Annotated in this window: 22 protein-coding genes; 15 read left to right on the forward strand and 7 right to left on the reverse strand. The window is 60.8% G+C overall.

Annotated features, from left to right (window positions below):
* The first annotated feature begins 779 nt into the window (after positions 1-779).
* From EOA78_RS03565 to EOA78_RS03580, 4 genes are read left to right on the forward strand one after another with little or no spacing between them, the layout of a single operon-like run.
* Complete coding sequence (locus EOA78_RS03565) at positions 780-2,273, forward strand: extracellular solute-binding protein (RefSeq protein ID WP_127313896.1); 1,494 nt, start codon at positions 780-782, stop codon at positions 2,271-2,273.
* A gap of 13 nt (positions 2,274-2,286) precedes the next feature.
* Positions 2,287-3,462 (forward strand): sugar ABC transporter permease, encoded by a 1,176-nt coding sequence (locus EOA78_RS03570; protein WP_127313897.1) that lies wholly within the window; start codon positions 2,287-2,289, stop codon positions 3,460-3,462.
* The gene (locus EOA78_RS03575) at positions 3,459-4,532 is read left to right on the forward strand and encodes a carbohydrate ABC transporter permease (RefSeq protein ID WP_095520362.1); all 1,074 of its coding nucleotides are present in this window, start codon (positions 3,459-3,461) and stop codon (positions 4,530-4,532) included. Before EOA78_RS03570 ends, EOA78_RS03575 begins: the two co-directional genes overlap by 4 nt.
* Positions 4,529-5,647 (forward strand): ABC transporter ATP-binding protein, encoded by a 1,119-nt coding sequence (locus EOA78_RS03580; protein WP_127313898.1) that lies wholly within the window; start codon positions 4,529-4,531, stop codon positions 5,645-5,647. Before EOA78_RS03575 ends, EOA78_RS03580 begins: the two co-directional genes overlap by 4 nt.
* A 356-nt stretch (positions 5,648-6,003) precedes the next feature.
* Here EOA78_RS03580 and EOA78_RS35835 read toward each other — a convergent pair whose 3' ends face one another.
* The 4 genes from EOA78_RS35835 to EOA78_RS03595 are packed head-to-tail and all read right to left on the reverse strand — an operon-like array spanning position 6,004 to position 8,142.
* The gene (locus EOA78_RS35835) at positions 6,004-6,177 is read right to left on the reverse strand and encodes a hypothetical protein (protein WP_164783628.1); all 174 of its coding nucleotides are present in this window, start codon (positions 6,175-6,177) and stop codon (positions 6,004-6,006) included.
* Positions 6,178-6,209: 32 nt separating this feature from the next.
* A complete protein-coding gene (locus EOA78_RS03585; protein WP_164783629.1) occupies positions 6,210-7,337 on the reverse strand; it encodes a WD40 repeat domain-containing protein in 1,128 nt (375 codons plus the stop codon).
* A gap of 14 nt (positions 7,338-7,351) precedes the next feature.
* Positions 7,352-7,672, reverse strand: coding sequence for a hypothetical protein (locus EOA78_RS03590; RefSeq protein ID WP_127313900.1), 321 nt, complete (start codon positions 7,670-7,672; stop codon positions 7,352-7,354).
* The gene (locus EOA78_RS03595) at positions 7,669-8,142 is read right to left on the reverse strand and encodes a hypothetical protein (RefSeq protein WP_127313901.1); all 474 of its coding nucleotides are present in this window, start codon (positions 8,140-8,142) and stop codon (positions 7,669-7,671) included. The genes EOA78_RS03590 and EOA78_RS03595 overlap by 4 nt, the downstream gene beginning before the upstream one ends.
* Positions 8,143-8,709: 567 nt before the next feature.
* Here EOA78_RS03595 and EOA78_RS03600 point away from each other — a divergent pair.
* From EOA78_RS03600 to EOA78_RS03640, 9 genes are all read left to right on the forward strand, one after another.
* Positions 8,710-10,377 (forward strand): aromatic/alkene/methane monooxygenase hydroxylase/oxygenase subunit alpha, encoded by a 1,668-nt coding sequence (locus EOA78_RS03600; protein WP_040584337.1) that lies wholly within the window; start codon positions 8,710-8,712, stop codon positions 10,375-10,377.
* Between the two features lie 51 nt (positions 10,378-10,428).
* A complete protein-coding gene (locus EOA78_RS03605; protein WP_065011874.1) occupies positions 10,429-11,490 on the forward strand; it encodes a 2Fe-2S iron-sulfur cluster binding domain-containing protein in 1,062 nt (353 codons plus the stop codon).
* 50 nt (positions 11,491-11,540) lie between these two features.
* On the forward strand, positions 11,541-12,599 hold the full coding sequence (locus EOA78_RS03610) for an aromatic/alkene monooxygenase hydroxylase subunit beta (protein ID WP_127313902.1): 1,059 nt from the start codon (positions 11,541-11,543) through the stop codon (positions 12,597-12,599).
* A gap of 16 nt (positions 12,600-12,615) precedes the next feature.
* Entirely contained in the window at positions 12,616-12,987 is a 372-nt protein-coding gene (locus EOA78_RS03615) for an MmoB/DmpM family protein (RefSeq protein WP_095520356.1), read from the forward strand.
* Between the two features lie 71 nt (positions 12,988-13,058).
* Positions 13,059-14,081 (forward strand): amidohydrolase family protein, encoded by a 1,023-nt coding sequence (locus tag EOA78_RS03620; protein WP_127313903.1) that lies wholly within the window; start codon positions 13,059-13,061, stop codon positions 14,079-14,081.
* A 5-nt stretch (positions 14,082-14,086) separates the two neighbouring features.
* Positions 14,087-14,884, forward strand: coding sequence for an iron-sulfur cluster assembly protein (locus EOA78_RS03625; protein ID WP_127313904.1), 798 nt, complete (start codon positions 14,087-14,089; stop codon positions 14,882-14,884).
* A 76-nt stretch (positions 14,885-14,960) separates the two neighbouring features.
* Positions 14,961-16,592 (forward strand): molecular chaperone GroEL, encoded by a 1,632-nt coding sequence (locus tag EOA78_RS03630; RefSeq protein ID WP_127313905.1) that lies wholly within the window; start codon positions 14,961-14,963, stop codon positions 16,590-16,592.
* Between the two features lie 38 nt (positions 16,593-16,630).
* Positions 16,631-17,674, forward strand: coding sequence for an NAD(P)-dependent alcohol dehydrogenase (locus tag EOA78_RS03635; protein ID WP_127313906.1), 1,044 nt, complete (start codon positions 16,631-16,633; stop codon positions 17,672-17,674).
* 235 nt (positions 17,675-17,909) lie between these two features.
* Positions 17,910-18,407 (forward strand): DUF1097 domain-containing protein, encoded by a 498-nt coding sequence (locus EOA78_RS03640; protein ID WP_127313907.1) that lies wholly within the window; start codon positions 17,910-17,912, stop codon positions 18,405-18,407.
* 88 nt (positions 18,408-18,495) lie between these two features.
* Here the strand turns inward: EOA78_RS03640 and EOA78_RS03645 are convergent, their stop codons facing one another.
* From EOA78_RS03645 to EOA78_RS03655, 3 genes are all read right to left on the reverse strand, one after another.
* Complete coding sequence (locus EOA78_RS03645) at positions 18,496-20,571, reverse strand: sigma-54-dependent Fis family transcriptional regulator (protein WP_127313908.1); 2,076 nt, start codon at positions 20,569-20,571, stop codon at positions 18,496-18,498.
* A gap of 98 nt (positions 20,572-20,669) precedes the next feature.
* Positions 20,670-21,143 (reverse strand): hypothetical protein, encoded by a 474-nt coding sequence (locus tag EOA78_RS03650; protein WP_127313909.1) that lies wholly within the window; start codon positions 21,141-21,143, stop codon positions 20,670-20,672.
* A 217-nt stretch (positions 21,144-21,360) separates the two neighbouring features.
* Positions 21,361-22,317 carry an ROK family protein gene (locus EOA78_RS03655; RefSeq protein WP_245477358.1) on the reverse strand — a complete coding sequence of 319 codons (957 nt, stop codon included), beginning with the start codon at positions 22,315-22,317 and terminating at the stop codon, positions 21,361-21,363.
* Here EOA78_RS03655 and EOA78_RS36855 point away from each other — a divergent pair.
* Positions 22,307-22,582, forward strand: coding sequence for a hypothetical protein (locus EOA78_RS36855; RefSeq protein WP_245477368.1), 276 nt, complete (start codon positions 22,307-22,309; stop codon positions 22,580-22,582). The two genes, EOA78_RS03655 and EOA78_RS36855, sit on opposite strands and share 11 nt — an antisense overlap.
* A gap of 114 nt (positions 22,583-22,696) precedes the next feature.
* Positions 22,697-23,962 carry an ABC transporter substrate-binding protein gene (locus tag EOA78_RS03660; RefSeq protein WP_127313911.1) on the forward strand — a complete coding sequence of 422 codons (1,266 nt, stop codon included), beginning with the start codon at positions 22,697-22,699 and terminating at the stop codon, positions 23,960-23,962.
* Positions 23,963-23,992: the final 30 nt, after the last annotated feature.

Raw genomic sequence — 23,992 nt, forward strand, 5'->3', positions numbered from 1 at the left:
GCGCGGTTAGATCCAGCCGATAGGCGATGACCTGCTTGTCACCCGACGCCCTTTCCCAGGTGAAGATATCAGATGCGAGCAGGTCCTATCTGGGGCAGCGGACAAAGCCGCTTCTCTCATACTGGTGGCACGCGACCTTCATAACGGCGGCCGTATGGATGCTCACGAGCGCCACGACGGCTGGGCGCCTTGAGGCATCTATTCAAAAGCAGACGGCCGAACCCGCGGCCGCGCATCTCCGGCTGGGCCGCAAGCGTGCGGTCGCCTCCCCAGCCATTGCGGAAGGCCAAGCCCTTGCGCGCGCTCGTTTCCATCGATTCATGGAGAGTCGCAGCGACGTAGCCTGCGTAGCCCAACAGATATTCACAAATTTGCTCACGCGACCTGCGGAGTTGTTCTACAATCTCTGGGCAGGCCCTATGACAGGGACGGCGAAGTCGCCTCCAAGGGCAAGGTCGATGACATGCTGATGGTGAGACTGAAGGAGCACGACTTCTTCAAGCGGCCGATCCCGCGGAGCGCCTGGCGTCGCGACTTCGGCTCCTCCTGTCACGAGCGTAACCGAATATGCGGCTTAAGGAGTCGAGCCAACCTGGCCTTGATGGAGGATCGGCGGAAGGACAGGCTTACGGCTCGAAGACCACAACTGTCAGGAGGGGAACCGCCAGGCGAAAGACACGGCTAGCCTACCGTCTCCGGGCCCAATGATATCTATGTCCTTGAAAAGGCATTGGACTCAATGACATCAGGGTGAGCGAACCAACAAAGGGAGGAAACCAATGTACCACGTTGGAAAAGTTTTGAGCCCACTCCTTCTTGGCGCAATGGCCATGGCCGGCGTCGCGGCGAGCGGGCCTGCGGCAGCGCAGAAAATGTATGACGGCGTCACGGTCAGGATCATGACCCGACCCGGACCGGTTATTGCCCAGCGTCTTGTCGAGCGCGGCAAGGAATTCACCGAGATGACCGGGGCGAAGATCGAGGTCGCCGAGGTCCCGTTCGCGGAGCTGTTCCAGAAACTTCTCACCGACTGGGCGACCGGCACCAACTCCATCGATGTCGGCGTCTTTGCTTCGAGCTGGGCGCCCGAATATGTCGACGCCGGTCTACTCCAGGACCTGACCGACTATGTCGCGAAGGACACCAAGATCGAAATCAACGACATTGCTCCGTTCTTCCGCGAATATAACCAGAAGGTCGGCGGCAAGACCTACCTGATCACCGTCGATGGCGACTTCCAGATGGTCTATTACCGCAAGGACATTCTGGACCAGATGGGCTTGAAGCCGCCGCGCACGTGGGACGAGTATCATGCGGTTGCTGCTGCGACCGACGGCAAGGACCTGAACGGCGACGGCACGCCGGATTTCGGCTCTTGCATGTTCAAGAAGCGGAACGCGCAGTCATACTTCGCCATCATGTCGATCGCTGCCGCCTACGTTCAGACTCAGGGCACCGCTGAGGGCATGTTCTTCGATCCCGCGACCATGAAGCCCTTGGTCAATAACGAAGCCTGGGCTGAGGCCTTCAAGATCTACAAGAAGAACGGCGAATACGGACCACCCGATGAGCTCAACCACGACATCGGTGACACCCGGGCACTCGTCACGACTGGTCGCTGTGCATTGGCCATCGACTGGGGCGACATCGGCCCCCTGTCTCTCGACCCAGGCGGCGAGGCCATCAAGAACAAGATGGGCGCCACCGTCATGATGGGCACCAAGAAGGTGCTCGACAAGGCCACCGGCAAGCTCGTCGACTGCGATGCCACCCGTTGCCCGCATGCGATCGACGGCATCAACTACTCGCCGTTCGCGGCGTTCGGTGGCTGGACCGGCGGGATCAACGCCAAGGCTGACGACAAGGTGAAACAGGCCGGCTATGACTTCCTGTCCTACATGAACCAGGCGGCCCAATCGAATGTCGACGTGACGATCGGCTGGACTGGTTACAACCCGTACCGCAACTCGCAGCTAGACAATCTCGAGCCGTGGATCAAGGCCGGGTTCACAGAGGAGTCAGCCAAGAACTATCTTGGCGCCATCAAGGACAGCCTGAACAACCCGAACATGGCCTCGGACCTCAAGATCCCGGGGACCGCCGAGTATCAGGGTGTCGTGCTTGACCGCGAGCTCGCTCGCTTCCTTGCCGGCGAGATCACGGCTGAGGAGGCGGTGGCGAACGTCGAGACCGGCTGGGAAGAGATCACAGAGCGTTTCGGCCGGGACGAGCAGAAGAACCTGTACAAGTCTTCGCTCGGCATCACAAACTGAGGGTTGAGGGTCAGTGACCTCCGGTACCGGAGCAACGACAACCAGTCGGCTGGGGCGTGTCGCCCCGGCCGGCCTCAATGCTTCCGTCACGACGAGGGCGAGGCTGAACGAGTGGCTCGACCGCCAGTCGCGCCAGCTTTTCATCGCTCCCGCCGTGATCATGATTCTCATCTTCTCAGTGTTCCCGACGATAGCGTCGCTGGTGCTCGCCTTCTCCAACATCCGCCTCAGGGCCGGTTCCTATCAGGTCCAGTTCGTCGGCCTGAGGAACTTCCGGAAGCAGTTCTTCGGCACCGAGCAGTTCCATTTCCTCGGGACCTTCACCAGCATCAGCCTGCTCGGCTGGATCGTCACGATCGCGAGCGCGGCCAGCCTCATCTGGTGGCTCTACCGCTATGCCAAGCGAGACTTCACGATCCTCGGCTTTATTGGCCGGCTGATCACCGCCAGTATGGGATTCGGACTGGCGCTTCTCTTTTCCGCGACGCTGTTCAGCGGCAATCCGTTCGGCACGCTCGGCGTGACCATCTTCTACGTGATCGTCGGGTGCACCATCCAGTTCCTGATCGGCCTTGGCCTCGCCGTTCTTTGCGCACAGCCGATCAAGGGCCGGACTTTCTTCCGAGTCGTCTTCTTCATCCCCTTGATGATCACGCCGATCGGCATCGGCTACAGCTTCCGCATGCTGGCGGACACGACCAAGGGTCCGTTCTCGCCGGTTTGGCAGTGGATCGGCCTCGGTGACTTCGGCTGGGCTAACCATGCCTGGACTGCCCGCTTGTTCATCGTGATCGGCGATTCCTGGCAGTGGATCCCGTTCATCTTCGTCATCCTGCTTGCGGCGCTTGAGAATGTTTCCCGTGATCAGGTGGAGGCCGGCCAGGTCGACGGTGCCAGCGGTTGGCAGGTGTTCAAGGAAATAACCTGGCCGCAAATTGCGCCGGTTGCCGCCACGGTGATGCTGATCAGGATCATCGAGGCCTTCAAGCTTGTCGACCTCCCCAACATCATGACGTCCGGAGGCCCCGGCATTGCGACCGAGTCAATGACGCTTCATTCATTCTTTGCATGGCGGGCGCTGAACCTCGGGGATTCTGCGGCGATCGCCTACCTGCTTCTGTTCGTGACGGTGGTGTTGTGCGTCTCCTTCTTCAATCTCCTCGTCCTCAAGCGATTGAGGCCGGCATGATCACGCAAAACATCCGGATGTCACCCCGGAGATCCCTGCTCAGGCGGTGGTTCGAGCCGAAGTCAATCAAGAAGATGGCGCCGGCCACGGCCGTCATCGTCTACGGCCTTCTGATCCTTTGGGCGGTGTTTGTCCTGTTTCCGCTCTATTGGCTCCTGATCACGTCGTTCAAGTTGCCAGCCGACGTCAACGCCGGCCCGGTCTACCTGCCCTGGATCGACTTCACGCCGAGCCTGCATGCATGGCGCGAGTTGTTCGTCTTCGATTACGAGGACACGCTGAGGGCCTACATCAACTCGATCATCATCGCGCTTCTCGCCACAGTCCTTTGCGTCACCATCGGCTCGATGGCCGCCTATGCCTTGGGGCGTATTCAGTACAAGCCCAAATTCGCGACGATCGTTCTCTTCGTTCTCTGCTTGGTCGCGATGGCGGTGGTGGTCGGCCGTTGGGGGGTCGATTGGCGCCTGTCGCTTGCCGTCGCGCTCGCGGTCTTCTTCGTTCTCGCCCGCGCCGTTGGTCGCCATTTCAAGGCCACGCTGGGGAATGGAGATATCCTCTTCTGGATGATCTCGCAGCGCATCCTGCCGCCGATCGTCGCCGTCATTCCGATCTACATGATGTTTCAGAGCGTTCGGCTGCTCGACACCCACATCGCGCAGATCCTGGCCTACGCGGTAGTCAACCTGCCGATCGTCGTTTGGCTGATGCACGACTTCTTCGTCACCATTCCGACCGACCTCGACGAGAGCGCGCAGCTCGACGGCGCCACCCGCTTTACCACCTTCGTCGAGATCATTCTGCCCTTGGCGAAGCCCGGTCTCGCGGCGACGACGCTGCTGGTGCTGATCCTGTGCTGGAACGAGTATCTGCTGTCGCTGTTCCTTTCGACGTCCAATGCGCAGACCATGCCTATCCTGGTCGCCGCCATGAATGCGGGCGAGCGCGGCATCCTGTGGTGGAGCATGGCGGTGGTCATCATCGTCATGATCTTTCCGGTCGTACTGATGGCGCTCGTCCTTCAGCGCTTCATTTCCAGGGGGATACTGTTGGGGGCGGTGAAGGGATGAGCGTGGAAGAGAGGGGCATCGACACCGGTCATCGGGCGCAGCGGCTGTCGCTGCGCGGTCTGAACAAATCGTTCGGTGCGGTGCACGTCGTCAAGGATCTCAGTATCGACGTTGCGCCGGGAGAGTTTCTGGTGCTGCTCGGGCCCTCCGGTTGCGGCAAGACCACCGGGCTTCGGATCATAGCCGGCCTGGAAACCGCCGATTCGGGCCAGGTGGTGCTCGGCGATACCGACGTCACCGACATGCTGCCGAAGTACCGCGACGTGGCGATGGTGTTCCAGTCCTATGCCCTCTATCCGCACAAGACCGTCGCCGAGAACATTGATTTCCCGCTGAAGGTCCGTGGTGTGTCGAAGCAGGAGCGGGAGCTCGCTGTCCGCGACGCTGCTGCGCAGGTCCATATGGAGGACCTCCTCGACCGCTACCCGCGCCAGCTGTCCGGCGGCCAGCGTCAGCGCGTGGCCCTGGCAAGGGCCATCGTGCGACGGCCCTCGGCCTTCCTGATGGACGAGCCGCTTTCCAACCTCGATGCGAAGCTCCGCGGCTTCATGCGCGCCGAGCTCAAGCGCATGCAGCACCAGCTCGGGGTGACCACCGTCTACGTCACCCACGATCAGGTCGAGGCCATGACCCTTGCGCATCGCGTTGCGATCATGGACCACGGTGTGCTGCAGCAGATCGGCACCCCTCGCGAGGTCTATGATCGCCCGGCGAACCTGTTTGTCGCCGGTTTCATGGGCTCGCCGCCGATGAACTTCCTGCGCGGGCGGATCGAGAACAATCGCTTCGAGAGCCAAGGCGTGAGCCTGCCGGTGGCACCAGATAGGGAAACCATGGCCAAGGATGTGGTCATGGGCTTCCGCGCGGAAGACGCCGACATCGTCAAGCCCGGCGCTGGTCTGTTCGATGCTACGGTCTACGCCGCCGAGCCTACCGGCGACGTGACGTTGGTCACGCTCGTGGTGGGCAAGGAGAGCCTGTCGGTCAAGATGCCGAAGGATTACGACATCGACTTCGACAAGGCTGTCGCCGTGCACTTTCCGCTCGATCGAGGCTTTCTGTTCGACGCCCATTCAGGTGTGCGCCTGGCGGCGCGGCTCGTGTCCGTATCCTGACCGATTCTTGCAGGCTCCAAGCCTGCATCTGGTGAACTAGTCTAAGTGCCAGGCGTTGACGGCTACCCTTGGCGTCAAAACCATTTCTGACGGTATGTTCTGGAGCATCCAACAGGGGCCGGGCCACATACCGCCAGGTGAATCAGCGTGCTGACGGTATTTTCCAACGGCTTAAGCTTTGAAACTATGAGAAAAATGCAGTTCAAGGAGCGATGTCTCCTCTGACCGTATTTTACTGAAGTCCATAGTATTCTGGTTGCCGCGGATCGATCACAGATCAAGGCGACCGCAGGCTGCGGCGCCGCCTGAAGCTCCTTCGGAGCTACGGCTACGAGCGCAATTGGTTGGCGGTGAGCCTAGTTGGTCTTCAACTGGCCGATGCGGTTTTCGGCGATCCATCGTGCGGCGAGCACAAGGGCGCCCATGCTGAAATCCTTGCCGTGCTTGGTCACCATTTCTTCTGACAGTTTGGCGAGCCGTTCGAAAAATTCGTCCTTGCTCTCATCCTCGGGGGTGGCTTCGGTTTGCATTTTTTCCTCCTGTTGCATGCGCCGTGCCTTTGCTATTTGAACATCTGCGCGGGAAAGGTGACGATCGCGGCGGTGCCGTCGACGGCGCCCACCGCCAGATGACGTCCGTCGCCGGACCAGGCGAGCGCGGTGACTGCGCTGCCCAACGGCCTGATGAGAACCTCCTCGGGTGATCCGATCTGGGCGATGGTGATACGGCCGTTGGCATAGCCCGCCGCAATCAGCTTCTTCTCCGGATGTGCCGTCACCGCCTCGACCAGGACCAGCCCGGCGCGACCTGTCTCCAACGCGCCCGAGGTTTCGCCGCCAACCGGCGGGGCGGCCATCGACCAGCCGGCTATCCGGAAGGCGCCCGAAGCAAACAACGCATTCGCGGTTGGGCTCCAGCAGACTGTCCGAACCGGCGATGGAAATCCCGCGACAATGGCGGAGTGGCCATCGGCCATGCTGACCAGGGCAAAGCCCCCTGTTTCGAGCCCGCAGGCCAGCCATGTGCCGTCGCCGCTCCAGCGGATCGACACCGGGCGCGCTGGAAAACCGACATCGCGTATCAAGGCAGCGTTGCCTTCGACCGCACAGATTGACACTCCCTCGCCACGGCCGCAGGCAAGACGCCGCCCGCCCGGCGAGAAGGCAAGTGTGCCGGTGGACGATGTCGTTGCATGTCTCAGCTTCACTGCATCGCCTTGGCCGCGCGACAGGAAGACGTCATGCCCATTGCTGACCGCTATCGTGTCCGCTCGGGCGCTGTGGTCGATGGCCACGATTGGTCCGTCGATCATGACCAGGGGCTCCATGCATTCACCCCCAGGGGTCAGATGCCGCACTTCTCCGCTGGTCGAGCCGACCAGAAAGCCGGAATTCAGATGGGCAGCGAGAGGAACATCGCCATCTCCGAATGCCGCCGTGGCGATCAAAGGCACTGGAGACCTCTCTCTTGGTCGGATCGACGTCTGTCCGAGATCATTGCTTACCCTGATCCGCGACTCCGGCGGCTCCTGGTCCGCGACCGCAGCTATCGCGACCGTTCCGTCGACGCATGCGAAGGCGACAGTCGAGCCATCGGCGCTGAAGCGCAGATCGGCGACCGCCGACGGACGACGCCAGCTTCGCGCCAGCAGGTCGAACAAAGTCAGGTTCTGTATCGCGTGCTGGTTCATGGCCATTCCTTTCGTCAGTTTCCATCCGTCGCCGCGAGGCTGCTGTCGACGTCCTTGATGTCGCCTTCCGCAGCGACGATGCGTTCCTCGCACGCCGCACATTCGTGCATGATTGCCGCGCCTCTCTCTTCGGCTTCATGCAAGTCCTGCACCAGTTGCGCGCTGCCGCCGCTCCTGCCGATCTCACGTTCCAGGCGCAGCACGTCCATCTCGATACCGGCGCGTTTCTGATTGAGCCGCAGCGCCTCGGCAGTGAGCGCGGAGACGTCGGCGACAAGATCGAGCCGGCGGGCGAGCAGCGCGTCACGCCTGGCAGTATGGGATTCTCCTGTCATTTTTCGCTTCCCAGGGGTCCGAGCGGTTTTTCGAAAGCCGACAGCAATTTGGGCAATGTGCCGGCTTGTGACTGAAACTGTTTTTCGGCCGTTTCGATGTGGCTCTTGAGCTGATCCCAGATGTCGACGCGGATCATCGATGTCGTATCGCCGGTGAGGCGCTCGATCTCGTCGACGCGAAACTGGCGTGACAGCGAAACGCCGGAAAACACGAAGTCCCGCAACAGGATCGCATGGTTCTCGATGAACAGATGGATCATCGGATGCGTGTCCGTGGTGACGCCGCCGGCGGCAAGCTCGGCCCGGATGAAGTCCTGGAAGTGGCTCTGGAGGCGATATTGGCTCTCGCCTATGAAGCGCATGACAAAGACCAGATCCCGGGACATCAGCCTGACAAGATCACCGGTGACGCCGTCGGCCTGGCTGGACATTGGCTCGGACGGTGCCCGGCGGCCTTTATAGTTTGGCATGTTTTTTCTCCAGTGCGAGGCCCGTCCATGGCCCGTGCCCTTCAAATAGTAGAGAAAGACGAACAATTGAATAGATGATATGTTTTTCGTGTTTTGCTGCATTTGCTAACTAAGCATATTGCGTATGCGAATAGACGTTAAATATTACAGGCGTAGATTACAATTGTAAAAGAACGTTACAGTTGGTTCGCTGCTCATGGGCCCAAAGAGCAGCGATTTTGTTTTGAGCGGCAGCCATGGGGGCTGTTTTCAAGTTGGCACGGCGCTTGCTTTGTTCATTTCCACAAGAAGCCCATCGCGTTTGACGCGGTACCAAAAGAACGAAGGAACGGAGGAAGCAGGTGACGCCCGCTTCGATACGCCTATCGCAAATGCGGTTGGCGCCGCGGTGCCTGCCAGACGACTCCAACACCTTTGCCGCGATCCACTTGAATGGCCGGACCATGAGTCGCGCCTGGACGGCGCAACCCTTTGTCGTGCCGTTCGCGCTCTCACTGGCGGCGCTGTGCGCCGCTTCACGCCGGGGTCAAGGGACCTGCGGCTTAAACCTGGTGGAGGCTTATGACCATGACGTCTCTGACGCTCAACAAGATTACCTCACAACGCGGAATCTCCGTGGGCGAGGCAACCAAGAAGATTGCCGATCTCGGCTGGAATCCTTCCTACGTCCAGGAAGCGATGACGTTTCCGACGGACTACAAGATCAACAAGACGCCGCGCGACCCGATGAAACAGGTTTTGCGGTCGTACTTCCCGATGCAGGAAGAGAAGGACAACCGGGTCTACGGCGCGCTGGACGCGGCGCTGCGCGGCGACATGTTCCGCAACGTCGAGCCGCGCTGGGTCGAGTGGATGAAGCTCTTCCTGGCCATTATTCCCTTCCCGGAAATCTCCGCTGCCCGCTCAATGGCGATGGTCGCCCGTATCGCGCCTGGCGAGGAACTCAGGACCGGGTTCACCATGCAGATGATCGACGAGTTCCGCCACTCGACGATCCAGATGAATTTGAAGAAATGGTACATGGAGAACTACATCGATCCGGCCGGCTTCGACATCACCGAGGAAGCCTTCGGAAAATGCTATGCCACGACCATCGGCCGGCAGTTCGCGGAAGGCTTCATCACCGGCGACACGATGACCGCCGCCTGCATGTACCTGACCGTGGTCGCTGAGACCGCCTTCACCAACACGCTGTTCGTCGCCATGCCTTCGGAAGCGGCCCGCAACGGCGATTATGCGCTGCCCACCGTCTTCCTGTCGGTGCAGTCCGACGAGAGCCGGCATATCGGCAATGGCCACTCGCTTCTGATGGCAGCGCTCAAGGAGCCGGAAAATCACCTCTTGCTCGAGCGCGACCTGCGATACGCCTTCTGGCAGAACCACGCGATCGTCGATGCTGCCATCGGCACCTTCATCGAATACGGCACCACCAACCGCGACAAGAACAAGGAGTCTTACGCGGAAATGTGGCACCGCTGGATCTATGAGGACTACTATCGCACCTACATGCTGCCGCTCGAGAAATACGGCATCAAGGTCCACCACGACGACGTCCAGGCGGCCTGGGAACGCATCACCAAGAAGAACTACGTCCACAAGGTCGGACAGTTCTTCGCGGTCGGCTGGCCGGTCAACTTCTGGCGCATCGAGGCCCAGACCGACAAGGACTTCGAATGGTTCGAGCACAAGTATCCGGGCTGGTACGCCGAGTTCGGCGACTTCTGGAAGTGGTACGCCAAGCTCAGCCACAAGGGCGAGAAGGTGCTGCTGTTCAACAGCGACGTCGGCTACGTCTACCCGCACCGCTGCTGGTCCTGTCTCGTACCCTGCCTGATTCGCGAGGATATGGTTGTTGGCGAGATCGACGGCCAGCTGCACACCTTCGCCCACGAACTCGACAAGTGGACCGCCACCGTGGCGTTCGCCGACGAGTATCAGGGCCGTCCGACGCCCGCCATGGGCCGTTTCAGCGGCAAGCGCGAATGGGAGACGCTGTATGACGGCTGGGATCTGGCCGATGCCATCAAGGACCTGAACTTCGTCCGCTCCGATGGCAAGACGCTCGTCCCGCAGCCGCATATGCGCTTCGACGACAAGGAGATGTGGACGCTGGACGACGTGCGCGGCAACACGCTCGGGTCGCCACTCAACGCGCTGCGTGCCATGTCGCCCGCGGACCGTGAGAAGCACCTGGCCGAGTACCGGGCCGGCTTCACGATCAACCCCTGCAACTGATCAGACCAAGGGGCGGGCTCGTCCCGCCCCTCTTTTTCACTGGAGGTCCGTATGTCGGAAACCCACACGGTCAGGCTCAGCCCGGTCAATGTCGAATTCGACGTCGAGCATGGCGAAACGGTGCTCAACGCCGCTTTCCGCCAGGGCATCGCCCTGCCGCACGGCTGCAAGGAAGGGCAATGCTCGGCCTGCAAGAGCGTGTTGCTCGATGGCGAAGTCGACATGCTCAAATACTCGACCTTCGCGCTGAACGACATGGAGAAGGAGAGCGGCCACGTGCTTTTGTGCCGCTGCATCGCCTACTCCGATCTGGAAGTCGAGCTTCTCAACTACGACGAGGAGATTTTGGCGAAAGCGATCGCCGTGAAGACGTTCAAGGGCCGGATTGCTCTGATTGAGCACCTGACCCACGACATTCGCGGCATCGAGATCGAACTCGGCTCGCCGATAAAGTTCTGGGCGGGGCAATATGTCGACATCACGGTTACCACGGAAAAAGGGGAGACGATTACGCGCTCGTTCTCCATGGCAAATACGCCGGACCAAACCCAAAAACTCTGCTTCATCATCAAAAAATATCCTGAGGGAAAATTCTCCGGAGAACTCGATTCCGGAGGAATCAAGGTTGGAGCCAAAGTCACCGTCGTTGGACCCTACGGAACCTGTTTCCGTCGGGAAGAACGGCAAGGACCCCTAGTCCTGGTGGGCGCCGGCTCGGGCATGTCGCCGATCTGGTCGATCCTCAACGACCATCTGAAGAGCGGCGAGAAACGTCCGGTCTATTTCTTCTACGGTGCCCGGACGCGCAACGACCTGTTCTACCTCGATAGGATCGCCGAGCTGGTCGGCCAGCATTCGGAAGTCACATTCATTCCCGTGCTGTCGCACGCGATTGATGATGCCGAATGGCAAGGCGAGCGCGGCTTCGTACACCAGAGTGTCGACGCCAAGCTCAAGCACCTGGCGGTCGACGGACAGGGCGATGTCCATGCCTGCGGCCCGCCGCCGATGATCGATGCGCTTCAGCCGGTTCTGTTCATGAACGGGTTCGAGACGGAGCGGATCTTCTTCGACAAGTTCACCACATCGACAGGTGCTACGCCGACCCACTGAGGGGGCCGTCACGCAACTGCAACCACAACTGCAACAAGGGAGTGAAGACTATGCCAGCTATTTCGAGTTCAGTCGGATCCGGAGCCGCCGGCGCGGCGATCTTTGCCGACTCCGACAGCCGGAAGTACCGCTATTTCGACCCGAAGGGCCAGCGCGCCACCCACTACGAAGACATGACGGTCGACGTGCAGCCTGACCCGGAGCGTTACCTGATCCAGGACTGGATCATCTCCTTCGCCGACGGCAAGGGCGCATATGTCAAGCAGAACACCGCTGCGCAGAGCTCCAACTGGCATGCCTTTCGCGCCCCCGATCAGGAGTGGGAACGCACGCACTACCAGCGCCAGTCGAAAATCGAGACGATGGTGCAGAGCGTCATCAACAACGCCCGCAAGTCGGGGGCGCCTAAGACCTTCGACAAGGCCTGGGTCAAGATCCTGCAGACGCAGCTCGGAGCCTGGAAGCACGCCGAATTCGGGCTCGGCACCTCGTTGATGCAGGCACAGCGTTACGGCTACACCCAGATGATCAACAACGCGACGCTGACCAACTCGTCTTACAAGCTGCGGCTTGCCCAGGACATCACGCTCTACCTTGCCGAGATCGGCATGGATTTGCCCGGCTGGGACGACGAACTTGGCAAGAAGGCATGGCTCGAGGACAACAACTGGCAAGCTACCCGCGAAGCGGTCGAAACCATCATGGGTGCGACCGACTATCTCGAACAGTATTTCGCCATCAACATCGTCTTCGAACCGCTGGTTGGGGAAGTATTCCGCTCAGGCTTCCTGATGCAGATCGCTGCCGCCAACCATGACTTCATCACGCCTGCGGTGATCTCGGCAGCCGAGGCCGACTACGAACGCAACCTCGCCAACACGATCGACCTCATGCACATTCTCGTCAACGACGAGAAACACGGCGCGGCGAACAAGAAGCTCTTCCAGGGCTGGGTCAAGAAACACGGCGTGCTCGCCGACAAGGCAGCCACCGCCCTGCAGCCGATCTGGTCGATGCCGCATTCCAAACCGGTCGCTTTCGCCGATGTCCGCGCCAAATCCGAGGAACGGATTGGGCAGATACTCGGCGAACTTGGCCTCAAGCGCTGACACAGGAGAAACTGTCATGTCAACAGCAGCACGCGACGCATCGCAATCCAACATCTTCAGGTCGATGAAGGACATCACCTTCGAACAGACGATTTCGCATCAGTGCGGCGTCACCATGAACGACTCCGTGGAAGCCAGGGCCATCGCTGAATTCATGGGTCTGAAGCCGAATGTGATCGTCACCTACCAGCCGGCCATGATCCGCATCGATGGCAGCGGCAAGCTGATCTTCAAGATGGACGAGATCAGCGAATATCTCGGCCGCGAGATGACGGCGGAAACCTTCGAGGTCAACAGCTCCACCCACTACGGGCGGATGGTGCGCATCGACGACAACACGGTGATCCTGTTCGGCAACATGGACGAGATGTTCGAGTACATCGAATAGACGCCAAAAAATCAGACGCGCCGCCCGGTTGCGGCGCGCCGAACGATCAAACGCCATCTGTGGAGGTAAGAATGTTTAGGACACCGGAAGGCAAGGACATTTTCGTGGTCGATGGCCACACCCATTTCTGGGACGGCAGCCCGGAGAACCAGAAGAATATTCACGGCAAGCAGTTCATCGATTGCTTCTATGCCTATCATACTGGGCTCAGCCCCAAGGAACAGCTTTGGGAGAAGAGCAAGTTCGAGAAGTACTCGGCCGAGAATCTCTACAACGATCTGTTCATAGACGGGCCGGATGACGTCGCGATTTTCCAGACCACGTCCCTAAGCGATTTCTACAAGAACGGCTTTGGCTGCATCGAGCGCACTTCGGAGATCGCCAAGAAATATCCAGGCCGTTTCATTGTGAATGGGGCGTTCGATCCGCGCGATGGCGAAAAGGCGCTCGAATACATCCATTTCATGAAGGAGACCTACGACATCAAAGGGGTGAAGATGTACACCGCCGAGTGGAATGGCGCGTCGAAAGGCTGGCGGCTGAACGACCCTGAGGCCTACAAATGCTTCGAACTCTGCGAGAAGCTCGGCATCAGAAACATCCACGTCCACAAGGGGCCGACGATCATCCCGCTCAACAAGGATGCATTTGACGTACACGACGTCGATCATGCTGCTACCGATTTCCAAGGCCTCAACTGGATCGTGGAGCATTGCGGCTTGCCGCGCCTGGACGATTTCTGCTGGATCGCGACGCAGGAGACCAATGTCTATGCCGGGCTTGCGGTGGCACTGCCCTTTATTCACTCGCGTCCGCGCTATTTCGGCGAGGTGATCGCCGAGCTGCTGTTCTGGATCGGTCCGGAGAAGATCCTGTTCGGTTCCGACTACGCGATCTGGACGCCGCGCTGGCTGGTCGAAAAGCTCTGGGCCTATCAGATCCCTGAGGACATCGCCGCCGAACGCGGCGTGCAGTTGACCGACGAGATCAAGGAAAAGATCCTCGGCCTCAACGCTGCCCGCCTCTACGACATCGACATCGAAGCCCGGAAGGTGGAATTCGCCAATTCGCCTTTTAGCATCGCTGCGGAGTAGGAACCATGGCAACCGCCAGCGTTTCCGGAAGCCGCGAGAAAGAGCTCTGGCGGCGCCTTGGTGAGGTCAACGATCCGGAGCTCGACGAACCGATCACCGAGTTGGGCTTCGTCGAGCACGTCGCAGTCGCCGATGACGGCGGCGTGCAGGTTGACTTTCGCCTGCCGACCTACTGGTGCTCGCCCAACTTCGCTTTCCTCATGCTGGACGGCGTCCGAAAGGCGCTCGACCAGCTCTCATGGTCGCCTGCCTGTCGCGTCAAACTGCACGACCACATGTTCGCAGAAGAGGTCAATCGCGGCATAGAGGCTGGGAAGGCTTTCGGCGAGATCTTTGGCGAGCTTGCTGGCGCTCTCGACCTCGCGGGTCTGAAGGAAACGTTTGCGATAAAGGCGTTCAAGCGGCGCCAGGAGGCAGTCTTACGCGGCCTCCGGCAGCACGGTCTGACAGATCGGGAAATCCTCGCCATGGACCTGCCGGCGTACGACGTCGCGCGGTTCGAACCGGGTGAAGCGGCCAAACAGAAGCCGCGGTACAGGGCGGCTCTGCTTGAGCATTTCCCCGACCGCCAAGCGGATGATCCTGTCTTCGTGACCTGGGAAGGGCAGAGCATACCGGTCGGCGCACTCGGTGCCCATCTCGCCGAACTGCGCGGTGTGCGCGTCAACATGGAGTTCAACGGCGCGCTGTGCCGTGGGCTCAAGCAGACCAGATACAAGGAACTGAATGTGGTCGACGGCGAACCGACGCTGGTCGATTTCATCATGAATCGCGTGCCGGCACGAGCCGCGCCGACCGCCTGAAGCAGAGCCGAAACAACGGCCTCCCTCGCACGAGGCCCCTAACCAACAACCCGCCCGTAAGGCGGAAGGAGGAATCATGCCCAAAATAATGCTTCACAATTCCGAGGCCCGCCGTGCTCTGGCCCGTGGCGTCTTTCGGCTGGCCGCTGCCGTCGAGCCGACGCTCGGCCCCAAAGGCATGAACGCCATGATCGACAGGCCGATCGGAACGCCGATGGTGACCCGCGACGGTGTCAGCATCGCCTCCGAGATCGAACTCCACGACCGTTTCGAAAACATGGGCGCCCAGGTCGTTCGCGAAGTGTCGATGCAAACCAACGAGGTCGCCGGCGACGGCACCACGACTGCCATCGTGCTCGCCAACGCGCTCATCCAGGGCGGTGTAGAGGCGAATGAGCGCGGCGCGAAATCCGTCGATCTGTGCAAAGGCATCGACCTTGCCGTGGCGGCGGTGGTGGCGGCGCTCAAGGCTTCGGCCAAGCCCGCGAAGGGCAACGGCATTCTCGCTTCGGTCGCCAACATTGCGGCGACGGATACCAAGCTTGGCGCGCTGGTGGCGGAAGCCCATCAGCGGGTAGGGGCCGAAGGCGTCATCACCACCGATTTCAGTGTGACCACCGAAACTACACTCGATGTGGTCGAGGGCATGTCGTTCGAACGCGGCTACCTCTCGCACCATATGGTGACCGATCAGGAGAAGATGGAGGCGGTTCTCGAACGGCCTTACATCCTGATGACCGACCTTAAGATCAAGGAGCCCGAGGCGCTGGATGTGGTTCGCCGCATTGCCGACGAGGATGGTCGGCCGCTGCTGATCGTGTCCGAGGAAATGTCGCCGGAAGTTGTGGTGACTCTGCTCGGCAAGCAGGGACCGGGAAAATACCTCGTGGTCCACCCGCCGGAATATGGCCATTGGCGCAAGGCCATGATGGAGGATCTGGCGATCATCACCGGCGGCAAGGTAATCGCGCGCGATCTTGGCGGCCGGCTGGAGGACATCACCGCCGACGATCTCGGACAGGCTGACCGGGTAAAGACCAGTTCGTCCTACACCTCGATTATTCGCGGTGGTGGCGACCATGCGGCAATCGCATCGCGCCGCGCCCAGGTACAGCGGCAGTATGAAGCCTCGCCGCCGAACATCGATCAGGACAAGCTGCGCGAACGCCTGGCCAAGCTTTCTGGCGGCACCGCGATCCTTTATGCCGGCGGTGTCACGCCGGTCGAGCAGAAGCGAACCATTCAGCTCATCGAGGATTCGCTAAATGCGGTGCGCGCCGCAACCGAAGAGGGCGTGGTCGCCGGCGGTGGCTCGGCGCTTGCCCAGATCGCGCCGCTGCTCGACAATGTGGCGGTCGGCGTCGACGGGGATGTCGCCGAAGGCGTGCGCCTGGTGCGGTCGGTGCTCTCGCGGCCGCTCTGGCGTATCGCCGCCAATGCCGGCGCCGATCCCGAAGCAGTCGTGGCGGAAGTCACGCGCATCAACGGCGGCTACGGCTATAACGCGTCTGCCGCCAGCTATGAGAACATGTTCGAGGCAGGGATCATCGATCCAGTCCGCGTCACCTACACAGCACTGGCCAATGCAGCTTCGGTGGCGACGCTGATCCTGACCACCGAAACGCTGATCGGCCATCTGGCCGAGGACGAGGACCCGACGGCCGGACCGGCTCGCGGTGGCGGCTCCGAAAAGCTCGGCCGCGCCTGAAGCAATCCGAACGATCTCGACATTGAAAGGATACGAGGATGAAAGCTGCCAGACTGTACGAATACGATCCGCATATGAACGTCCAGCTCAGGATCGAGGAGGTCAAGGCGCCGACAATCACCGCCCCCGACGAGGTGATCGTGCGGGTAGGTGCCGCCGGCCTCTGCCGCACCGACCTGCACATCATCGAGGGTGTGTGGAAGCCGACAATGGATCCCGAAGGCACGCTGTTGCCCTACATCATGGGCCACGAGAATGCCGGTTGGGTGGAGGAGGTCGGCAGCGGCGTCCGGTCAGTCAAGCGCGGTGACGCCGTGATCTGTCACCCGTTTCGCTCGTGCGGCATCTGCCTCAACTGCCGGCATGGCGAGGACATGTATTGCGACAATGGTCAGTTCCCCGGCCTTGGCATGAATGGCGGCTTCGCCGAGTATTTCATCACCAGCGAGCGTTCGCTGATCAAGCTGAACGCCAACGTCACGCCGATTGAGGTGGCGCCGCTGGCCGATGCGGGCATCACCGCCTATCGCGCCGCCAAGCGCGCCGCAAAACTCTTGCGGCCGGGGAGTTACTGCGTACTGCTCGGTATTGGCGGGCTCGGCCATATCGCACTGCAGTCGCTGCATGCGATTTCAGGCTGCCGCATCATTGCCGTCGATCGCGAGCCAGCCGCGCGCGTGCTTGCGAAGGATCTTGGAGCCGACTTCGTCCTCGATGGCGGGTCGAATGTCGTCGAGGAGGTCAGCCAGATCACCGGTGGCGGCGCCCATGTGGTCATCGATTTCGTAGGCGAACTCGGGGTTGAGAACCTCTGCTGGAAGATGGTGCGCAAGGGCGGGCAACTGTTCGTCGTCGGCTATGGCGGCGCCGTCAACGTGCCGACCGCGCATCTCGTCATCGAGGAGATCAACATCGGCGGCAGCCTGGTCGGCAATTTCACCGAGCTTGTCGAACTGATGGAGTTGAACGCCGATGGCAAGGTGAAGATGCATTACACCGAATACAACCTCGCAAGCATCAACACCGCGCTGGACGATTTCAAGAATCGCCGGTTCACCGGCCGAGGCGTCATCGTTCCCTGAAGCATCTAGGTCGGGCCTGCACGGAGCAGGCCCGGCGTTTTGGTCCGCGTGCCGGGATTGCCGTTTCCGGGTCGATGTCGCCGAAGCGGCGCAGCCGGCCTGACTGCTTGCCGGCCCCGGCAAGCCTTTCTTGAGCGCCGCGGCTGATGCCATGGCTTTTCCGTATCGGGACGTCAGCGAAGCGTAGTCCTGAAACGAGTTCTTTGCTCGCGGTTTGGAAAATGGGAGGACAAATATGGATCTTACTACAGGACTGGCCGTCGTCATCGGCATTATGGGCGGCATTGCAACGTGGGCAGCGATCACGATCGGCAACCCCTATCTGCTGATCTGGGCGGTATTTGTGGGCTGGGGGAGTTTCTATCACTGTGGCGGCAAGGAAGCCGGGTTCAAGAATTCGGCGCTTGCAAACCTTTCGGGAGCGATCTGCGCCGCCGGCGCATTGATAGCACTGACGTCTATTGGTGTTACGGCTCTCACGGCCGGCATTTGCGTCGGCGTTTCAATCGTGGTGCTGATTCTCGCTGCCAAGCTGCCATTGCTGGGTGCCATTCCATCAGCGGTCTATGGCTACGCAACGACCGCGGCACTTTTTCTGCTTGGCGCTGCCGCCTATGGCGAGGGTCCAAGCGGCATCAGCAAGGTCGCGGCAGCTGTGGTGATTTCGCTGATCATTGGCAACGGTCTCGGCTACGTCTCCGAGAAAGTGACATCTGCTGTCGTGAAGAGCTGATCTAATCCCCGCTACCGCTTCCGTGATTGACTTTCCCAACCCCGCGGCGCGAATGCCGCGGGCTTTTTTCGTGCCGGTGGCGCTGATCCTAGATGAAACCGCGCCGGATGCCGTATTGGTCGAGCTTGCGGTAGAGCGTTGGCCGGGAGATGCCGAGCCGTAGCGCGACACGGCTGAGGTTGCCGTCTTCCGCCGCCAAGGCGTTCTTCATTGCCTGGCGTTCGGCCTCGACGAGCGTGCCTCCCAATTGCGCGGATGCACTGCTGTCCGACCCGGCTTCCGATCCAGAGCCGGACGCGGTGATCTCCTCAGGAAGGTCGCGGAGCCTGACATCGCGGCCGCGCGTCAGGACATGCAGCCGCCCGATGAGGTTCTTCAGTTCGCGTACATTGCCCGGCCAACCATAGGCGAGCAGGGCATCGAGTGCTTCGCGCGAGAATTCCAGCGGGTCCTCGCCCGCTGCGGTGGCGATCTGCCGGTTGAAATGTTCAATCAGCAGCAGCACATCTTCGCCGCGCTCGCGCAGCGGTGGAACAGTGATCGAGACTGCGCCAATTCGATAGTAGAGATCGCGGCGGAAGCGGCCTGCGGCAATTTCCTGCTTGAGATCGCGATTGGTCGAGGCGACCAGGCGCACATCCACCGGGCGACCCCGGGTGTCGCCAATGCGATGGACCACGCGCTCTTCCAGGACACGCAGCAGAAATGGCTGGATTTCGAGTGGCAATTCGCCGATCTCGTCAAGACTGAGGACTCCGCCATTGGCGAGCTCGAAAACGCCCGGCTTGCCTTCACGCGAGGCGCCGGTAAAGGCGCCGGCGACATGGCCGAACAATTCGCTTCCAAACAGGTCCCTGGTGATCGCCCCGCAATTCATCGCGATGAACGGATCGTTTGCCGTGCGCCGGCTACCGGCATGGACAAGCCGCGCAAACAGCTCCTTCCCGACCCCTGTTTCACCTTCGACCAACAGCGATGTTACGCTGCCCGACCGAGCGACGCGGCAGGCGACGTCGATGGCAGCCTGCAGCGCTTCGCTTTCGCCGACGATCTTGGCGACAGCATCCTGAAGATGCTTGTTCACTTCCCGGTGGACCACTGCCGCGCTGGAGACTGCCGGCACGGAGGGGAACACCAGTGCCGCGCCGCGGAGGTCGCCGTCGAGCTTGAGCGGCGTAATGTGGCAGGATCTCAGATGGGCCGGCAGCGCCCTGATAAGGTCGGCGTCGGAGCCGGAGGACGGAAGGTTCATCAGCCAGCGGCCACGGCCTGACTCCATCGGGCCATCCATCATCTCGGTGGTTTCGTCGTCAGGCACGTTGTTGCAGAAGATGGCGCGGCCGCGATGGTCGACGATTACCAGCCCGTCTTTTCGGCGGTAGCTGGGAGCCGACGAAATGAAGGCTTCGAGCAGTCGCGTGCGCTGTTCCTGCTGCTGTTCGGCTAATGCCTTTTCGATCTGCCGGGCTGTGGCGGCGACGAGCGCGGTGTTGTGCGGCCGGAAGATTGGCGAATAGCCTGACAAATCGACGACACCGATGATCTTGCCGTCCAGCGAATCGCGGATCGGCGCTCCGGCGCAGGTCCAGGACTTGATGCCGGCGCAGAAGTGCTCGGCCGCATGGACGAAGGTCGGCTCACCCGTCCACAGCGCCGTACCGATGCCGTTGGTTCCGACTGCATCCTCGTTCCATTTGCCGCCGATGGCGAGATGGATATCCATGCCGTCATGCAACGTCTTCTTGTCGCCGATGGCGTCGATCAGCACGCCGTCGCTGTCGGCCAGAACCAGCATCGCGCCTGTCCCGTCCAGCAACTGGCCAAGCGAGGCGAACGATCGCCGCGCCGCCGAAAGCAGTTCTGCATTGGCCCGGGTCAGATATTCGATCTCGTCCCGATCACTGCTCAGCGGCGCTTCAATCCCTTGAGCGTTGATGCCGCCGGTGGCGCTGCGATGCCATGAATCGTGAATGAGGGAGCGGACGTGGCTGGGGTGAACTGGATCGCGGGCACATTTGGGGTCGTCGGCCAGAAAACTTTCCCAGGCGCGCATGGTGGCACGCTCGTCATAGTCGATGCTCAGAGCCATCTGGCCGGTGGCCAGCGACGTACGCGCCGGAAGGGCATCGATCTTCATATGATGGGGGCCTATCTCGCGTTTCATTCAGTCATCGCAGAACCTTTGAGGCATGCTATCGCTGTATGTTGTCATGTTCGAAATGCTATCGCGGATTGGACGCCGACACGTCCCAAAGTCTGCCGTCAGCTGATGCGGAGTTTCGCGCCGATGTCGGCGGCAAGCTGTTCTTCGGTATAGGTGGAGGCGAGGCGGGACCCGTCCAGGTCCGCAAGCGCTTCGGCGATGATTTCGTCGACCGGCGAGAAGAAGCCATTCTGCTTGGTCGCCAGGACGAAGGTCTGGTCGCCGCCCCGGTTGCGGATATCGCCGATGTGATGAAGTTGGCGGCCCGTGTTCTGATCCTTCGAGATCACGCGACCATTCATGGTGACATGGATTGACGGTTTGGCTTCGGCCACATGCGCGGCACTGCCGCCAACATGGATGATCAGACCTTCCGCCTTCGGTTGCTGGCGTGGCTTCCTCGATGCCGAGTAGCCGCCGCCGCTGATCTGGTCGGCAAGGCGAACGATAGTCGAGCGGTTCTGCTCGATCATTCTTTTGACTTGCACGTCCTCGCGCCGCGGGCCATCCCGCTTGGAGATAATCTCGACCATGAATCCTCCCAGATTCGCTCGGCGTTGCCGTTCGACGGCTCATCTTGGTTTTGAGGTGAACTCTACACCGCCTCTGTGAAGTTAGCCATTCATATCACATAGCGCCAAAATTCGGGTCGCTGGTAGCAGGCGGCTGCTACACGGGGTTCCGGTACTCGGTCAAATCGAGTGGGAGTAAGGGGCAATCGGTCGGCGCTATTCGGCGAGCAAGGCCAGATCACTGCAGTCGGCTGTTGTGTCGCAGCACGAGGCCGACTGCGCCGAGCAATGCGTCGTTCTCCGTGTGCTTGCCAACAATTATCCGCGTGCGCAGGGCGGGCGCGACATCGCGGGACTTGATGAGCGTGTGGCGTTCGTATGACGCGATCAGCGGTGCCAGGAGAATATCGCCCGCCAAAGCCATGCGGCCACCGATGATGATGAGTGGCGGATTGATCACCGAGCCGATCAGACCAAGACCACGGCCGGCGAAGTCGGCGGTGTCCTCGATCATCCGCAGCGCCCCGACGTCGCCCTGTTCAGCCATCATGATCACCTCGTCCATCGTGACCGGCCGCCGCACGATGCGCGAAATCTGCTCGAGCGGCCGGGCAAAGCTCGCATAAAGCTCGAGGCATCCGCGATTGCCGCACCGGCAAAGATCGCCGCTGGGATCGACGCTGATGTGCCCGAATTCACCGGCGCCGCCGGCGATGCCAGTCACCAGCCGGCCATGCTGGACAATGGCCCCGCCGACGCCCAGATCGATCTTGAACAGCACGAAATCATCTTGGCCGACGGCCGCGCCCCACATCAGCTCCGCAATGGCCGAGCAGTTGCTCTCGTTATCGGCGAAAATCGGCTGTTCGAGAACCGGCCCGAACACATCGCGGATGTTGACCCCGGCCCAGGTCGGAACAATACTCGCACGCTGCACCACTCCTTCGCGGCTGACAGGGCCCGAGACGGAAACCCCAACCCCCAGGAGCCCCGCCATCGGCAGACCGTTCTCTTCGTAGCATTGGGCAATTGCTGACTTGGCGAGCTGGGCCGCCTGTTGCGGCTGGTAGTCCAGACCCATCGGGATAGTTTGTTCGGTAATGACAGAATGCGAGACGTCAGCGACGACGCACCGCATCTCATCGAGGCCTAGGTGGATTCCGACGCAGGTGCCAGCAGCGGGATTGAGCGTCAATGTTGCCGCAGGCCTGCCGATACCCCTGATCCCGTCATGGTGGGTCGAGGATTCGATCACCATTCCGGACTTTCTCAAGCCATTGAGCGCGGTCGAAACCGTCGACCGCGCCAAACCGGTGATGCGGGTAATTTGCGACGCAGAAAGCACGCCGCGCTCACGTAGACATAGAACGATCAGGCTCTCCGGTGATGCGGAGGGTCTGTCGATCAGCCAATTTCTAAGCGAAGGTTTGTTCATGATGAGCACAAAGGACGTTGACTGATAGCTCAAATATGTCATCTTGGAAAGAACGGAGATCACTGCATTTCCGTCTGCGACGAGCTCAAATTGCGTCCACAAGCGGTCGATACGAACCGTACATCATGGGAGTGAAACGATGGAATACCTGAGGACGGCCGTTGCGGCCGCTACGGCGTACACCTTTGTTGCGGGAGCCGCGTTCGCAGAGCCCAAGACCAACCTGTTGCATCAATGGGCGACCGGATCGGACGCCCAGGCTATCGCCAAGCTCGGCGAGATGTTTAACGCCAAGGGTGGCACCTGGCAGCAGACCTCCATCGCGGGCCACACGGCCAACACGCTGGCGAAACTGCGCGCCGACGTGATCGCCGGCAATGCACCCCCCGCGGTGCAGCTCAAGGGACCCGAGATCGCCGAATGGAACGAGACCGGCATGACAGCCAATCTCGACGAACTGGCGACAGCGGAAAATTGGGAGAAGGTCGTCGCTCCCGAATTGCTGCCGGTGATGAAGCCGACCGGCAGCTGGGTAGCGGCGCCGATGAACATCCATCGCATCAACTGGCTGTGGGCATCGCCGAAGGTCATGCAGGAAGCAGGCGTCGCCGAAGTGCCGAAGACATGGACAGACTTCAATGCCGCCTGCGACAAGATCGTGGCGTCAGGCAAAATCTGCATCTCGCACTCGACCGCCGACTGGACCGATTCGACGGTCTTCGAGGTCGTGGTCTACGGAATGGATCTCGATCTCTTCAAGAAGGCCTTCGTCGAGGGTGACGTCGAGGCAATGCGCAGCGACGGCATGGTCAAGGCCTTCGAACAGTTCCGCACGATGACGACGAAATATATGGACCCCGGCATGAACGGGCGCGACTGGGATACCATGTCGCATCTGGTCGGCCGCGGCGAGGCCGCTTTTCACATCATGGGCGACTGGACGCTCGGCCTGCTCACGGCCGGCGGCTTCAAGGAGGGCACCGACTATGTCTGCGCCCAGGCGCCGACCGATTGGGGCAAGCCGGGCTTCATCCTGAATTCCGACTCGGTCGTGTTCTTCCAGCAGAAGGATCCGGACTATGTCGAGGGGCAGAAACTGCTCGCCAGCACCATCCTGTCGCCCGAGTTCCAGACGATTTTCAATCAGACCAAGGGCTCGATCCCGGCCCGTCTCGACGTCGATCTTTCGAAAGGCTTCAACCCCTGCCAGCAGCTCTCCCAGAAGGACCTGCAAGCGTCGATCGATGGCGGCACGCTTGTCCGTTCGATGGCGCATAACATGACGATCCCGCAGAAGGTGCGCGGTGCGATCATGGATACCGTTACTGAATTCGTCGCTACGCCGGATATGACCGCGCAGGACGCAGCTAGTGCGATGGCTGATGCGGCCGAAGCGCAGATGTGAAGAAGCTGCCGATGATGGCCGGGCGCCGGC

Source organism: Mesorhizobium sp. M5C.F.Cr.IN.023.01.1.1 (assembly GCF_003997585.1).
GTDB classification, from domain to species: domain Bacteria; phylum Pseudomonadota; class Alphaproteobacteria; order Rhizobiales; family Rhizobiaceae; genus Mesorhizobium; species Mesorhizobium wenxiniae.